Origin of the sequence: Flavobacterium sp. KBS0721, assembly GCF_002007065.3 — a bacterium.
Classification (GTDB): Bacteria; Bacteroidota; Bacteroidia; order Flavobacteriales; family Flavobacteriaceae; genus Flavobacterium; species Flavobacterium piscis.
In genome coordinates, this window is sequence record NZ_CP042170.1 from 1,099,119 (window position 1) to 1,114,234 (window position 15,116).

Sequence of the window (15,116 nt, forward strand, 5' to 3'; positions counted from 1 at the left end):
CAAATTCCAAATTCCAAATTCCAAATTCCAAATTCCAAATTCCAAATTCCAAATTCCAAATTCCAAACTCTAAGTTACAAAATCTAAACTCTAAAATCTAAAATTAATTGATACTGGCTTTGAACATTTTAAGTTCATCCCACGTAAATTCATCACCGTGTTTTTCCTTCAATGGACTCAAAGATTCTTCCTGATAAAATTCAAAAGCTTCGCGTAGAGCCAGAATTTTATCATAAGGCAGAACATCGGAGATCTCCACTTTTTTGGCCTGAATTAGTTTAACCAAATGCATTTCGATAGTTTGTACAGTTAATTTTCGAATTCTTGCGATATCTTCTATCGAATTTTTCTCCAGCCATAAATCGTGCGTTTCTTCAATAGTGGTTTTCTTGTCGGCCTTTGGTACGCTTTTATCCAGCTTACGTGCTGTATAACGCACGACAGGTTCTTCAGATTTAAAAATATCAGTGTTCGACATATTAAAATCCTCGCGAATCTTTGCAACCTTATCTAATTTGTAGTTTTTAATCGCTGTAGACGACAATTTCTCCTTACAGATGGTTTCGCCTGCCACGACAATTTCGATTAGCAATTTGGCCTTCATTAAGCGCAAAACGGCTTTGGTTTGCAAATCATCCAAAAAAGCCAGTTCTTCATAGAATTCCTTTACTTTTTTAAACTTCTGGATTTCTGCCATTTTATTCAAAAGATCGGTCACCAGCTTGTCCAGTGGTTTAAAAAAATAATCATAGGCCGCCACTACCCTTTCCTGCACAAAAAACAAATCGACAGTTTCTTTATTGAAAATTTTATTAAGCTGATGCACAAATTTCTGCGAAGGATCTATCAGTGAATCTATGGTTTCTAAACGTTTGTGTGCCCAAACAGAATGTTTTGATTTCTCTGATGCTACTGCATTTTCATTATAACTAAAACGATGATTACGCCATTCCTGGGCTAAATCTGCCCAATTAAAACTGTTAATCAAATAGTTATGAATAAAATTCTTGGTTTCAAAATGCAATGAATTCTTTAATACTTCTTCGGTCGCTTTATTTAAAGCGTAATCCATCACATCCTGATCATTCGAAATACCATTCATTTGTAGCGGAGAAAGCAAAATAAGCCCGTTTAAGGACGTTAAACGTGATAAAGCAACATATGCTTGTCCAGGCAAAAAAACCTGCGATACGTCGAGCGCTGCTTTCTCAAAAGTTAATCCCTGACTTTTATGCACTGTAATGGCCCACGCCAATTTAAGCGGATAATGTGCAAATGTGCCTAAAACTTCTTCCTCAACTTCTTTGGTAAGATCATTTACTTTGTATCGAATATTTTTCCATTCGTACTTCTCCACTTCAATGGTTTTATTCTCTTCAGGAAAATGTATGAAGATTTCTTCTGGTGAAAGCGATTTTACAACGCCCATTTTTCCGTTGAAATAACGTTTCTCAAAAGACAAATCGTTTTTTACAAACATAACCTGAGCGCCCACTTTGAGCTTTAAATTTTCTTCAACCGGAAAAATTTTCTCCGGAAAATCGCCCACAATAAAAGGCTGATAAGCGAATTCATTTCCGGCTAAATCGCCAATTGCCTGTTCGTTAATCGAATCGGCTTTAGCATTATGCGTGGTAAGTGTAATATATCCTGGATTATTTTTTAAATCAAAATCCGGCCTAACATATTCGTTTAAAATCTGAATATCCTGAGGCGTGATCTGATTGTTTCGAAGATTGTTTAAAACTGAGATAAAAGTATCATCAGACTGACGATAAATCTTTGATAATTCGATATATAGCGGCGGAAACTGCTGAATTACATGCGAATGGAAAAAGAATTTTCCTTTGTAATAATTGCGTAAAGTTCTCCACTCTTCATCCCTGATTACGGGCGGAAGCTGCAATAAATCGCCAATAAAAAGCACCTGAACTCCACCAAAAGGACGCGAAATTTTACGCACGGTCTGCATCATAAAATCGATAGCATCCAGTAAATCAGCGCGAAGCATACTGACTTCATCAATAATCAAGAGTTCCATGTTTTTGATCACATTACGCTTAACATTGTTCATTTTGAAGTGTCGGCGCAAGGTTTCTTTATTCTCAAATTTGACCGTTTCAGTAAACTGAGAAGCCTCTTCATAAGACGGAATAAAGGCCGAAAATGGCAACTGAAACATAGAATGAATCGTAACTCCACCCGCATTTAGCGCCGCAATTCCCGTTGGTGCTACCACTACAGTATTTTTGTGCGTTGTTGCAATGATTTCGCGTAAAAGCGTAGTTTTTCCGGTTCCTGCTTTACCAGTCAGGAAGATCGATTTTTGTGTTTGATTGATGAATTGTAAGGTGTAAGCAGCTGCTTCTGTAACGTTTTGCATTGGGCGTATATTGAAAAACTAAAAGTATCGCATTTTTATAAAAGAAAAAACCTAAATCTTGACAGATTTAGGTTTTTAATTTAGTTAGTTAGTTTGGTATTATTTTTTAACAGTTTCTCCTTCTTTTACTGCCGGTTTTTCTTCTGATTTTGGGCTTGATTTGTACTTGTCATTCAGAGCTTTAATGATATCTTTTGTAATATCATATTTCTCTTCTGCGTATAAAATCGAAGCAGCATCACCAGTACCGTAGATATAAGAATAACCGTTTTTCTTACCGTAATCTTTGATGAATTTTTTAACTCCACTTACTAGAGAATCCATTTCAACACCACTTTCTTGTTGTAATTGCTGAGACAAAGCTTGTTGAGCATAACCCAATTGTTGTTCTCTTTTTTGCAACTCAGCTCCTCTTTGTTGAGCCCAAGCCTGACCGTTCGCCTGTGCCTGACTTTGAAAATTAGCAGCGTCTTGTTTAAAACGTGTAATCTCGGCTTGTAGTTGTCTTCCCTTTTCTTCAGCTTGCCCTTTGTATTTTGCTTCAAGGTCTTTTGCTTCAGTATACTCTTTCATTAAAATCGAAGTATCTACGTAAGCTGTTTTTACTTCCTTTACTTCTGCAGTTTTAGTACATGAAACGGCGAAAATTGAAAGTGCGATAATTACTAATGCTTTTTTCATTTTTTGAATTTCTAATTTTTTAATGTATTGAAGACAAAAATATAAAAAAATAAATAGCATCAACATAAAGTTTAAAAAATGCTAGAATTTTATGATATTGTTTTTATTTATGGAAAGAAAAATGTCAATAATTCTACCCTATCAAAAGTGGCTTTCATAGCTTTTATTATAAACATTATCTCAAAAAAGACATAATTACTCCTCACTTACACTAAGAAAACGCCAGAAATGCGCTTAAATTGCGTTTTACTTGTTTTTTAAGACATAAATATGCGACGAATACTCTTTTGTACTCCCCGCTTTTAAATTTGATTTTAAACCAACGAAAAAAGCACTGATGTAATTCATTTTTCCGGTTTTGTATTTTTCGGATAATAAACTCACATAAAAAGAGTCAAATTTCATCGGAAGCACTTTTTCTAATTTCATGTCAACTTTTTCAAAAAGCGACTGAATGGCTTTTTTGGAGAAATGCCAAAAGTGAATTGGCACATCATAAGCTGCCCAAAAAGTTTTGTAATGTTGAGCGTCGTAAGATTTAAAATTTGGAACCGCAACAATTAATGTTCCAGTTGGTTTTAATAAACGCTTCAGTTCCTGAATTTGTAATTCTAAATTAGGAACGTGTTCCAAAACGTGCCACATTGTAATCACGTCAAAAGAATTATTTTCAAGATCGCTAATTTCGTTCACAAAAGAAATCCCTTTTTGTATCGCAATATTTTTTGCTCTGTCGCTTGGCTCTACTCCAACAGTTTCCCAACCATCATTTTTTGCTGTCAATAAAAAATCTCCGGTTCCTGCACCAATATCCAAAATTCTTCCTTTTTGGGATTGTTCACCGTTGATCAAATTCAGTTTATTTTTTAAAGCGATATTTTTTACAAAGTGATACGCTTTTTCAAATAATGAACGTTTGTTATCCGTGTGCGAAATATAATCTTCACTTTCGTAATATTTTCCAAGATTTTCTGAATCTGGTTGTGGAGATGTGATTAACATGTCTAAAGTTTCATCATGATACAATTCGAAAATTTCTTTAGATACAGAATGGTCTTTTACAGTAAGAAAATGTTTTTTGTTTAAAACGTCCATTTTTAAATTTATAGGTATTTTGGTTTAATTTAAAGGCAAACCCTAAAACCAGAATTCTGGTTTTAGGGTCTATTTTTTATTATATTTTTTTTTCAGCGCTTCCAATTAATTTTCACCGCCGAAAGTTTTTCATTTTTAATTCTTATTTCTGAACAAATTATAAAATCATTTTTAATATAAAATTGCAATGGCGATTTATAAAATGTTGCATTATGTTTTATTTCATTCTCCTGATCAATTACCCAACCATTCAAACTTGTATTATTCTTTTTTATTTCATTTATCAAAAGCGAACCATTTCCTTTGCCATGTATTTCACTATTTAAAATTATAGCAAACCAATTTTCGTCTTCCCTTAAAAAAGTAAAAGTCCAACCGTGAATTTCATCTGAATCATCAAGTAACAAATAATGTTTGGTTTCTGAAATTCCATTTAAATACAGTTCAAATTCTTCAATAGTTTTCAAATTCAATTTTGACGGATATTCATTGTTCCATAGTTCGTGCAAAGTCTCCTTTTCTTCTAATGATAAAATTTCTTTTTGAACAATTTTCATACAATGAATTCTAGTTTTTTTGTTATAACTCAAATTTAAACTTTTCTGAAATCTAAAATAATTATAATCTGTTTCACGTGGAACAAGTTTGAATTTATATTAACATTCTTGTTTCGTCACGAGCCATTTCAATTTGCAGCATTTTGTCATTCCGAAGAACGAGGAATCACCGTGCAATATCGACAAAGATTATTCTTTTGATTGCGGAGTTACTTACGGAGATTCCTCGTTCCTCGGAATGACAAACTATATCAATAAGTTTCACGTGGAACAATTCAATAAATCTCAGTAAACATCATCCAGCATTCACTGAAAACTGTTTACTGAGACTAAAAACTTTTTACCTTCCCATATAAATCAACAAAACCGAAATATCACTTGGTGACACGCCGCTTATTCTTGAAGCTTGCGAAATTGTAACAGGACGAATCTTGCTCAATTTTTGTTTTGCTTCAATCGACATTGATTTAATTTTATTGTAATCGAAATTCTCCGGAATCTTCACTTCTTCTAAACGAGTTAGTTTATCAGCGTTGTTTCTTTCCTTTTCGATATAACCAGAATATTTGACCTGGATTTCGGCTTGTTCCAAAATTTCCTGATCAACATCATTTGCTTCAATATATTCCTTTACTTTTTCAAATTTCATCATATCCTCCAAATCAATTTGCGGACGAGAGAAAACTTTAAACATTTTATCACCTTGCGTAATTGGAGCAGTTTCTTTCGCTTGCAAAATTGGATTTGTTTCTGCAACCGAAACACTTGTCTCTCTAAAGAAAGCAACCATCTTTTCAGACTCGTTCAATTTCTTTTCCATTCGGCGTAAACGAGCTTCAGAAGCCAAACCAATTTCGTGCGACATTGGCGTTAATCTGAAATCGGCATTATCTTGACGCAACAATGTTCTATACTCTGCTCTTGATGTAAACATACGATAAGGTTCTTCTGTTCCTTTCGTAATTAAGTCATCAATCAAAACTCCAATATAAGCTTCATCACGTTTTAAAATTAATGGCGCTTTTTCGTGCACTTTTAAATGCGCATTTATTCCAGCCATCAATCCTTGTGAAGCTGCTTCTTCATATCCTGTTGTTCCGTTTATTTGTCCGGCAAAATATAAACCTTCCACTAACTTTGTCTCCAAAGTATGTTTCAATTGTGTTGGCGGGAAATAATCATATTCGATTGCGTAACCAGGACGGAAGAATTTCACATTCTCAAATCCAACAACAGAACGCAATGCTTTAAATTGAATATCCTCCGGTAACGAAGTCGAAAATCCGTTTACATAAACTTCACAAGTATTCCAGCCTTCCGGCTCCACAAATAATTGGTGACGCTCTTTATCAGCAAAACGATTTATCTTATCTTCTATCGAAGGGCAATATCTTGGGCCGAGACTTTTGATTCTTCCGTTAAACATTGGCGAACGATCAAAACCTTCTCTCAAAATATCATGAACATCCAACGACGTGTATGTCATATGACAAGATCTTTGATGCGTTAGCGGAACGGTTAAATCCGAATAAGAAAACTTATCCGGCTTTGCATCTCCTTTTTCTTCGTTCATTTTAGAATAATCCAAAGAGCGACCATCCACTCTTGGAGGCGTTCCTGTTTTCATTCTTCCTGACTCAAATCCAACCTTTACTAAATCTTCGGTAATTCCGGTTGCAGCACTTTCTCCTGCTCTTCCTCCTCCAAATTGTTTTTCTCCAATATGAATCAAACCATTCAAAAAAGTTCCGTTTGTCAACACAACCGACTTAGAACGAATTTCAACTCCCAACGAAGTTTTGATTCCTTTTATTTTTCCATCCTCGATAATCAAACCTTTCACCATCTCCTGATAGAAATCCAAATTTGGAGTTCCCTCCAACATCATCCTCCACTCTTCGGCAAAACGCATTCGATCACTTTGAACTCTTGGCGACCACATTGCAGGCCCTTTCGATTTGTTCAACATCTTAAATTGAATTGCCGTGCGATCGGAAACAATTCCTGAGTATCCACCAAGCGCATCAATTTCACGCACTATCTGTCCTTTTGCAATTCCACCCATCGCTGGATTGCAAGACATTTGTGCGATGTTCTGCAAACTCATTGTAACCAATAAAGTTTTGGATCCCAAATTTGCGGCCGCTGCCGCGGCTTCAGATCCAGCATGACCTGCGCCAACTACAATAACATCGTATTCTTCTAAAAACATTTTATCTTTTATTCTCTGGGATACCATTTAAGTCGGTTCTCAGAATTAACTTCTTTATTCTTTTGTTCCACGTGGAACGTATTAAAAGTTTCACGTTTCATGTTTCAGGTTCTCGCTTTACAAAAAGTTCCACGTGAAACATTTTGACTTCTTTTTTTTAACTTCAAATCAAAACTTCAAATCAAAACTTCAAATCAAAACTTCAAATCAAAACTTCAAATCAAAACTTCAAATCAAAACTTCAAATCAAGTGTTCCACGTGAAACATTGAAATTTTCATTTTCAAAACTAAACATGTTTCACGTGGAACGTTCTGATTCTTTATTATCAAAACCGAACATGTTTCACGTGGAACACTAACTCGTTTTAATAACTTGAAACCAAAAAAAACCTAAAAACAAATCCCTCTACTGTTCCACGTGAAACATCATGATTTTTTCATCTTCCTTTGAGCGCATTAACTCAGCATCTTTATCTGATTTGTCTTTGTATCCACAGTAATGTAATATTCCGTGAGCCAAAACACGCTTCAATTCTTCTTCGAAAGAAACATTAAAATCTTTTGCGTTATCTTCTACTCTTTCTACAGAAACAAAAATATCTCCGTTTAGTTCATTACCAACTGTGTAATCAAAACTGATAATATCCGTTAGTGTATCGTGATTTAGATATTCTACATTTATTTTATGAAGATATTCATCATCACAAAAAATGTAATTTATCTCGCCTTCGTTTTTACTTTCAGAAACGATTACAGCACTTAACCAATCTGCAAAGGCTTGTTCGTTATCTAAAGTAAATTCGGTTTCGTAATTAAAATTGATCATTTTGTATTAAAATATTCTTGAACCTTTTGATTAAAATTCGAGCGCAAAGGTAGTGATTGTCTGTTTAATATCTCTACACTGTTTAAATAATCCAATAGCGAACTTGGTAATGCATTTGTTCTATTAGAAAATTCAGCCTTATTAGTTTCAGATTGGCGCTTTGTATCTTGACCTTGTTGCTGAACTGCATTGTTTAATTTTAATAATTCCTGCTGGATATTAAGGATGCGTTGTAAGTTTTCATTCTTAAAACCTTTATTTAAAAGTTGTTTTTCTGAAGCTTTCATTTGATCAATTACAGATTTACCCTGAGAATCCAAACCTTGTTTTGCTAACTCTTTTTGTAATGCTTCTCGAAGTTTTACTTGTTCTTTATAGATTTCCATAATGGCTTCCGCATCTCCTTCTCCATCATTTCCGTCTTTACCTTCATTACCTTTTCCTCCATTTTTATTTCCCTGACCATCCTTACCTTCTCCATTTTTACCTTGGCCATCTTTACCTTCCCCCTGTTTTCCTTCTCCGGATTTCCCTTGTTGACCTTCTCCCGGTTTGTCGCCAGGTTTATCTCCGGGTTTCATTCCAGCTTTCATTTTATCAGCCAAACCTTTTTGTTTTTGAATAATATCCGGCAATTGCATTCCTTGTCCGTCACCTGGTTTTGGTTTTCCTGCTCCCGGTTTAGACATAGACATCTGCATATTATTTAATAAATCGCTTAAAAAGTCAGCCAATTTATTTGCAGAAGAAACTGCGTATTGTTGGTGCGAAACTCCTTTTGGAACCTGAACATCACTTAAATTTTCAATAGCTTTATCTATATTGTACTGTACATTTCCAATTTCTTTCGTTACATCTTCAGCTACTTTTGGGTTACGTAATGACAATGCAAACAAACTATCATCGACATGTTTGAACTGTTGTTTCAAGTTTTGCTGCACTTTAATGTTCTTTGTAAAAGCCGAAGAACCTAATTTCATAGATTTAAATTGTTTCATAACATCTTCCTGAGACAATGAATAAGCAAGAAGATTATCCAAAACCTGACGAAGCATTGCAACATCTTCTTCTAATTGTTCTTGTTCTCCCCCCTCCATACTTGAGTCCATTTGCTCTGCCATACTTTTCATTTTCTTGGCTGCACTTTTTTGTTTTGGCTTAGCCGAAGAAGAATTCTTTTTACTCAATTCTTCAGAAGCTTTCTTCAAATCATCCTTCACATCTTTCTCTTTTGAAGCATCAGCAGGAATATCCAAAGGCACTTTTAAAGTTTTATTCTCTTCTTTCAGATCTTTTAAATCCTCTTGGATTTTATCAAAAGCTTTATTAATATCGTCTTGTTTCTCTTGTGTATTTTCTTTTTCTTTATTCGAAAGTTGCTCTTGTTGGTCTGCTAACTTCTTTAATTTATCTGCAACTTGTTCTGCTTTTTTAGAAACATAAAAACGTTTGGTTAGTTCAACCAATTGCTCCAGATTACGAGATTGGTTCTTGCTGATCTGTTTGAATTTTTCCATCTTATCAAACAAATCTTCACTGTTCAATTTGTTATTTAAGTTCTTCAATTCATCCATTAACTTCTGATTCCTTTCTAAATCTTTCTCTGCATTGTCTAAACGCTTTTGCAAATCATCAGCTGTTTTATCTTTCTTTTCAGATTGAAATTTATCCAGATTCTTATTCATTTTCTCAGCAAATTGTTTCATCAATTCGTCTTGTTGTTTCTGACGTTTGATAAAATCATTTACTTTTTGCTGGTCTTTAAACTCTAAATTATCTTTCTCTTTTCCTGCTTTCTGAATCTTATCCATTTCAGAAAATTGCTTGGTTTGATTCTTTAAAGACTTTTCTAAACTATTGATATTTTCGTTTTGTTGTTGTAATTCCATATCGTGAACTTCGTCTGTAGTCGAAACACGATCAGAAAAAACAGAAGACTTTGTACTCTTAAAACCATGCGGTGCATCATTATCAAAAACCTCAAAATAGTATTCGTAAGATACTCCTTCCTGCACGGCAAGATTACTTGGGAAGTTAAAAACAAACTGATCGAACACTCCTGACTTAACAGGTATTGTTCCACGCTTGGCAGTGTTTGGTTTGTTACGTTCGTAATACACAACCTGAAGTTTAGACAATCCGTAGTCATCACCTAACCTACCCAAAACATAATTTTTATCCAGCTTTAAACTGTCGGGTGCAGGACTAACTGTGATCGTTGGATGCTGATCTTTGATCACCGATAGCTGATAATCCAGTTTTTCGTAGTTTTTGACCTTATTATTTGATGTAAGAATTTGATATTCTGTATTTTGACTGATATTTTTAGCCAATTTAAACTCATTTTCGGCTTTATTGAACTTGAAAGTCGCATTATCATCTTTCCAAACAATTTCCTGAGTCGATTGCGTGTTCATTTTCCAGGTTACCAAAGTTCCTTCTGGTACGATTGCATTTCCGGTTCCCTGAATAGTTTCTGATTTCTTTTTTAGGTAAGATGGAAAATTCAGAACCATTTCGAAGTTAGCAATTGACGGAACCGTGATTACTTTCAACTCATATTCCTCTGAAGAAACTGAATTTCCTTCAAAAGAAAAAGCAACATTCTCAACTGGCTTTTCAATTTTAAATTCAAACTTTCCTGGTTGAGAAGATTCCATAAAATAACTTTCATTACCAATATGAATCATCACATTCTCCGGAACTACATTTCCAACAGATTCCATTTTGATAAGGAAATCTTTATTCTGTTCTGTTTGCAAATTCTTATTTAGCACCACAAATTTGAATGGAGCCGGAGGTAAAAATGTAGCATTGAAATGCACTACTCTATTTAAACTTTGAGAAATTACATTACTATTTCCTGAAATAAAAAACACCGCAAAAAGCAAAATTGGAATGATTGCTAAAGGCAAATATTTTTTATTTGTTTTAAAATTGATAGCATTCCCAAACGGAATTGGCTGCAATGAATTTGCTTTTTGTTCTATTGAAGCCAACATCAACTCTGAACTTTCTGCTGAATTCTCAGAAGCTGACAATTGCAAAAAGTTCGTCAGTTTATCACTTACTTCTGTAAAATGATTTCCAATAATTGTTGAAGCCTGATTATAATCGATCCCTTTTTGAAGTTTGAACAACTTAAAAATCGGGAACAAAATAAAACGAAACAATAGAAATACTTCCACTCCTATAAATACCCAGAATAATAATGTTCTTCCTAATGGTTTTAACCAAAGAAAATATTCGATAAAAAGCGTAAACAGAAAGTACAATAATCCAAAACCAATAAAAAGAAGCGCTCCTTTTATCAATTCATTGGTATAATATTTCTTTATAAAAGCTTCTAACTTTTGGTATATAGCAGATGTTGTTTTCAAAGTGAATCTGTTTTATTTATAACCCATAAAAGTAGTAATTTTAATAATACCTTTTAAGATTCTAAGTTACTAAGAGGCTAAGGTTCTAAGATAGAAAAATCTAAAACCAACAATCTAAAATCTAAACTCTACAATCTTAAATCTGAATCGTATCTTTGCATCAAAATTTAAACAAATGTCAAAGCAAGTTCGTGTGCGTTTTGCACCAAGTCCAACAGGACCTTTACATATTGGCGGCGTTCGTACTGCCCTATTTAATTATTTATTTGCCAAAAAAAACAATGGTGTTTTTTATTTAAGAATTGAAGATACAGATCAAACCCGTTTTGTTCCTGGTGCCGAAGCTTATATTATGGAAGCACTGGAATGGTTAGGAATTTCTCCTGAAGAAACTGTTGGGAAAAATGAAAAATTTGGTCCGTACAGACAAAGTGATCGTAAAGATTTATACCAAACTTATGCTGATCAACTGATCAATTCAGGTTGGGCATACTATGCTTTTGATACTCCGGAAGCTCTTGATGCTTTGAGAAAAGAACAAGAAGCTGAAGGAAAAACATTTATTTATAATCATACGATCCGTGAAAAACTGGACACATCTTTGGTAATTTCTACAGAAGAAGTGGCTAAGAGAATTGCTAATGGAGAACATTATGTCATCCGTTTTAAAACTCCGGTTGATGAAACTTTACATTTGAAAGATATCATTCGTGGTGATGTAAAATTTGAAACGAGTTTACTTGATGATAAAGTATTGTTTAAAAGTGACGGAATGCCAACGTACCATTTAGCGAATATTGTGGATGATCATTTGATGGAAACTTCACATGTAATTCGTGGTGAAGAATGGTTGCCATCTATGCCACTTCACGTTTTATTGTACAGAGCTTTTGGTTGGGATGCTCCGGAATTTGCACATTTACCTTTGATTTTAAAACCAGTTGGAAACGGAAAATTATCAAAAAGAGATGGTGACAAATTAGGATTTCCTGTATTCCCGTTAGAATGGAAAACCGAAGAAGGGATCTCATCAGGTTACAGAGAGAAAGGATTTTTCCCGGAAGCAGTTATAAATTTCCTTGCTTTGTTAGGTTGGAATGATGGAACTGATAAAGAATTATTTTCATTAGAAGAATTGGTTGAGTCTTTCGACTTGAACAGAGTTCATAAATCGGGAGCAAAATTTGATCCTGAGAAAAACAAATGGTTCAATCACCAATATTTAATCAAACAAAATGATGCTGATTTAGCAAAAGACTTCACTCCTATTTTGATTGAAAAAGGTGTTGATATTTCTAAATATGACGTTACAAGAATTGTTTCTTTGATTAAAGAAAGAGCTCATTTTGTTTCTGAATTTTGGGATTTGACTGATTTCTTTTTCCAGGAGCCAACATCATATGACGAAAAAGCAAGTAAAAACTGGAAAGAAGAAACGCCGGCTTTAATGCAGGAATTGATTTCGACTCTTGAATATATTGATGGTTTTGATTCAGCAAATATTGAAGCAATCGTAAAAGACTGGCTAACGAAAAACGAAATTGGAATGGGTAAAGTAATGCAGCCTTTCCGTTTGAGTTTGGTTGGAGCTCTTAAAGGTCCTCACCTATTTGACATTGTTGAAATCATCGGAAAAGAAGAAACTATTGCGAGAATTCAGAAAGCAATTGCAACTTTATAATTTTTTCTACCATTAAGAGATTAAGAAAAATGAAGTCAAGCTTTATGAACTTAATATCTTAATGATAAAATAATCTAAGCGCTAAGAACATTATTAAAATGTACTTAGCGTTTTTTTTACGCTAAAAAAAATTGAATTTGGCAGATTATTCGTAATTTACCAGATCATAAAAACTAAATCAATATCATTATGAATCCAGCACTTATTATCTTTTTAGTCCTCGCATTCTTTATTTTCATGTCTTCTTTTTTTACCGTGAAACAACAATCGTCTGTTGTAATCGAAAGATTTGGTAAATTTTTAAGCGTAAGAAATTCAGGTTTACAACTTAAAATTCCGATAGTCGACAGAATTGCAGGACGTGTAAATCTTAAAATTCAACAGTTAGATGTTATCATCGAAACAAAAACCAAAGACAACGTTTTTATCAAAATGAAAGTTTCGGTTCAATTTAAAGTGATTCAGGAAAAAGTATATGATGCTTTTTATAAACTGGAATATCCACACGATCAGATTACCGCTTATGTTTTTGATGTTGTTCGTGCCGAAGTTCCAAAACTAAAACTGGATGATGTTTTTGAAAGAAAAGATGACATCGCCATTGCAGTAAAAAGAGAATTGAATGAAGCAATGACTACTTACGGATATGATATTATCAATACTTTGGTAACAGATATTGATCCGGACATTCAGGTTAAGAATGCCATGAACAGAATTAATGCTGCCGACAGAGAAAAAACAGCTGCTGAATTTGAAGCTGAAAGTTCAAGAATCAGAATCGTTGCAAAAGCAAAAGCCGAAGCAGAAAGTAAACGTTTACAAGGACAAGGTATTGCAGATCAGCGTCGTGAAATTGCAAGAGGTCTTGTAGAAAGTGTTGAAGTTTTGAACAGCGTTGGTATTAATTCTCAGGAAGCTTCTGCCTTAATTGTTGTAACTCAACATTATGATACATTACAAGCAATTGGTGCCGATGCCAATTCGAACTTAATCTTGTTGCCAAACTCACCACAAGCCGGAAGTGATATGCTAAACAATATGGTTGCATCATTCTCAGCATCAAATCAGGTTGGTGAAATGATGAAGAAAAACAACAAGAAAATAGAGAAGAAATCAAAACCAATTCAACCTCAATCTGGTTATGAAGATGATATCTTACCAGAAACAGAACAATAACATAAAACAAAAAAGAGGCTTAATTGCCTCTTTTTTTATTGATAAACCAATTGATAATATAGGGTAAAATTGATTGCAAAATCTGTGGATATGATCTGGTGAAATATTCTTTGTAAGAAGAAAAAACTCCGCCAACTATACTTTGTGGCGTAATAGATTCCTTTGTTCTTTGAAAACTTAAAACCAGTTTCTGGTAATTAATCTCTTTCTCCAGTTTTAAAATCTCCAGATCTCTTTCGATTGCTGCGTATGATGAGTATTTTTTATTTTCCATAATTAGTCATTAAAAAAGATTTCTGAAAATTTCTCTAATATCGGACCTTCCACAACTTTATCTTTCAGGAAGAAAAGTAAAATTGTAAAGATTAAATAGATCCCTCCTACTGCCAAGAAACCAAGTGCGTTACTTTCGAACAAAGATCCAAAAGCATATGCTGCAGCAAAAGATCCAAAAATCATTACCATACTAAAACACAATAAAATCAAAGTAAACTTTAAAATTAAAGTTGTTGACTTCATGGCCACCTTAAAACCCCAAAGTTTGTAATAAGCTAAGTGGCTTTCCATATAAACTTTAGCCTGATCCTGAATATTTTCGGTGTTTTCTTTTAATTCTTCAAATGCCATAATTGTAATTTTAATTAAAAAAAGAAGCACAAAACTCTTGACTTAATAACTGCATTCGATTATTCTAAAATTAAAATAACCAAAACAAATCATCAAAATCACATTGAGCTTTGTGCTTCCTGGATTATTATTTTTGAAGCTTAGCGTTTTGCGCTTTTAAATCAGCTAATTTAGATTCTAAAAAACCAATTACTTCTTCAGTTTTATAACTCATGTTCGAAAGTAACTCGCCATAAGTTCCGTCTAAATTTTCTTTTGCTTTTGTAAATTTTTCACGTAGCACTTCAGAACTTGCCGAAAGTGAGTCCTGCAAATTATGTTTGGCATCATCTAAACCTTCCTTAAGTTTAGCACGGGTTTTTGATCCTTTTTCCGGAGCAAATAAAATTCCGATTGCTGCTCCTACCGCAGCACCAGCTAAAATTGCTGCAACTGTATTTAAGTTTTTTGACATAATATTAAAATTTAAATGAATACTAAAGGTACTGCTTTTTTGA

12 protein-coding genes are annotated in these 15,116 nt (G+C 33.8%); 2 read left to right on the top strand and 10 right to left on the bottom strand.

Annotated features, from left to right (window positions below):
- Positions 1-103 precede the first annotated feature (103 nt).
- The 7 genes from B0M43_RS04965 to B0M43_RS04995 form a co-directional block, all read right to left on the bottom strand.
- Positions 104-2,383, bottom strand: coding sequence for a helix-turn-helix domain-containing protein (locus tag B0M43_RS04965; RefSeq protein WP_078006631.1), 2,280 nt, complete (start codon positions 2,381-2,383; stop codon positions 104-106).
- 99 nt (positions 2,384-2,482) lie between these two features.
- A complete protein-coding gene (locus B0M43_RS04970; protein WP_078006981.1) occupies positions 2,483-3,064 on the bottom strand; it encodes an OmpH family outer membrane protein in 582 nt (193 codons plus the stop codon).
- A gap of 246 nt (positions 3,065-3,310) precedes the next feature.
- Positions 3,311-4,159, bottom strand: coding sequence for a bifunctional 2-polyprenyl-6-hydroxyphenol methylase/3-demethylubiquinol 3-O-methyltransferase UbiG (locus B0M43_RS04975; protein ID WP_078006630.1), 849 nt, complete (start codon positions 4,157-4,159; stop codon positions 3,311-3,313).
- Between the two features lie 92 nt (positions 4,160-4,251).
- Complete coding sequence (locus tag B0M43_RS04980) at positions 4,252-4,716, bottom strand: hypothetical protein (RefSeq protein ID WP_078006629.1); 465 nt, start codon at positions 4,714-4,716, stop codon at positions 4,252-4,254.
- 340 nt (positions 4,717-5,056) lie between these two features.
- A complete protein-coding gene (mnmG, locus tag B0M43_RS04985; RefSeq protein ID WP_078006980.1) occupies positions 5,057-6,928 on the bottom strand; it encodes a tRNA uridine-5-carboxymethylaminomethyl(34) synthesis enzyme MnmG in 1,872 nt (623 codons plus the stop codon).
- Between the two features lie 407 nt (positions 6,929-7,335).
- Complete coding sequence (gene ybeY / locus B0M43_RS04990; RefSeq protein ID WP_065451808.1) at positions 7,336-7,755, bottom strand: rRNA maturation RNase YbeY; 420 nt, start codon at positions 7,753-7,755, stop codon at positions 7,336-7,338.
- Complete coding sequence (locus B0M43_RS04995) at positions 7,752-11,135, bottom strand: DUF4175 family protein (RefSeq protein WP_078006628.1); 3,384 nt, start codon at positions 11,133-11,135, stop codon at positions 7,752-7,754. Before B0M43_RS04995 ends, ybeY begins: the two co-directional genes overlap by 4 nt.
- A 175-nt stretch (positions 11,136-11,310) precedes the next feature.
- Here B0M43_RS04995 and gltX point away from each other — a divergent pair, with 175 nt between their 5' ends.
- Both gltX and B0M43_RS05005 read left to right on the top strand, forming a co-directional pair.
- Positions 11,311-12,816 carry a glutamate--tRNA ligase gene (gene gltX / locus B0M43_RS05000; RefSeq protein WP_078006627.1) on the top strand — a complete coding sequence of 502 codons (1,506 nt, stop codon included), beginning with the start codon at positions 11,311-11,313 and terminating at the stop codon, positions 12,814-12,816.
- Positions 12,817-13,005: 189 nt separating this feature from the next.
- Positions 13,006-13,992, top strand: a complete 987-nt coding sequence (locus B0M43_RS05005) for an SPFH domain-containing protein (RefSeq protein ID WP_065451805.1) — start codon at positions 13,006-13,008, stop codon at positions 13,990-13,992.
- A gap of 19 nt (positions 13,993-14,011) precedes the next feature.
- On the opposite strand, the gene B0M43_RS05010 is transcribed toward B0M43_RS05005, so the two are convergent.
- The 3 genes from B0M43_RS05010 to B0M43_RS05020 form a co-directional block, all read right to left on the bottom strand.
- Positions 14,012-14,266 carry a DUF6327 family protein gene (locus tag B0M43_RS05010; protein ID WP_065451804.1) on the bottom strand — a complete coding sequence of 85 codons (255 nt, stop codon included), beginning with the start codon at positions 14,264-14,266 and terminating at the stop codon, positions 14,012-14,014.
- A 2-nt stretch (positions 14,267-14,268) separates the two neighbouring features.
- Positions 14,269-14,619, bottom strand: coding sequence for a competence protein (locus B0M43_RS05015; protein WP_065451803.1), 351 nt, complete (start codon positions 14,617-14,619; stop codon positions 14,269-14,271).
- Positions 14,620-14,746: 127 nt separating this feature from the next.
- On the bottom strand, positions 14,747-15,073 hold the full coding sequence (locus B0M43_RS05020) for a YtxH domain-containing protein (RefSeq protein ID WP_065451802.1): 327 nt from the start codon (positions 15,071-15,073) through the stop codon (positions 14,747-14,749).
- Positions 15,074-15,116 lie beyond the last annotated feature (43 nt).

Coding starts and splice junctions, on each gene's coding strand:
- B0M43_RS04965 (WP_078006631.1), bottom strand. CDS start 2,383: ATGCAAAACGTTACAGAAGCAGCTGCTTACACCTTACAATTCATCAAT.
- B0M43_RS04970 (WP_078006981.1), bottom strand. CDS start 3,064: ATGAAAAAAGCATTAGTAATTATCGCACTTTCAATTTTCGCCGTTTCA.
- B0M43_RS04975 (WP_078006630.1), bottom strand. CDS start 4,159: ATGGACGTTTTAAACAAAAAACATTTTCTTACTGTAAAAGACCATTCT.
- B0M43_RS04980 (WP_078006629.1), bottom strand. CDS start 4,716: ATGAAAATTGTTCAAAAAGAAATTTTATCATTAGAAGAAAAGGAGACT.
- mnmG (WP_078006980.1), bottom strand. CDS start 6,928: ATGTTTTTAGAAGAATACGATGTTATTGTAGTTGGCGCAGGTCATGCT.
- ybeY (WP_065451808.1), bottom strand. CDS start 7,755: ATGATCAATTTTAATTACGAAACCGAATTTACTTTAGATAACGAACAA.
- gltX (WP_078006627.1), top strand. CDS start 11,311: ATGTCAAAGCAAGTTCGTGTGCGTTTTGCACCAAGTCCAACAGGACCT.
- B0M43_RS05005 (WP_065451805.1), top strand. CDS start 13,006: ATGAATCCAGCACTTATTATCTTTTTAGTCCTCGCATTCTTTATTTTC.
- B0M43_RS05010 (WP_065451804.1), bottom strand. CDS start 14,266: ATGGAAAATAAAAAATACTCATCATACGCAGCAATCGAAAGAGATCTG.
- B0M43_RS05015 (WP_065451803.1), bottom strand. CDS start 14,619: ATGGCATTTGAAGAATTAAAAGAAAACACCGAAAATATTCAGGATCAG.
- B0M43_RS05020 (WP_065451802.1), bottom strand. CDS start 15,073: ATGTCAAAAAACTTAAATACAGTTGCAGCAATTTTAGCTGGTGCTGCG.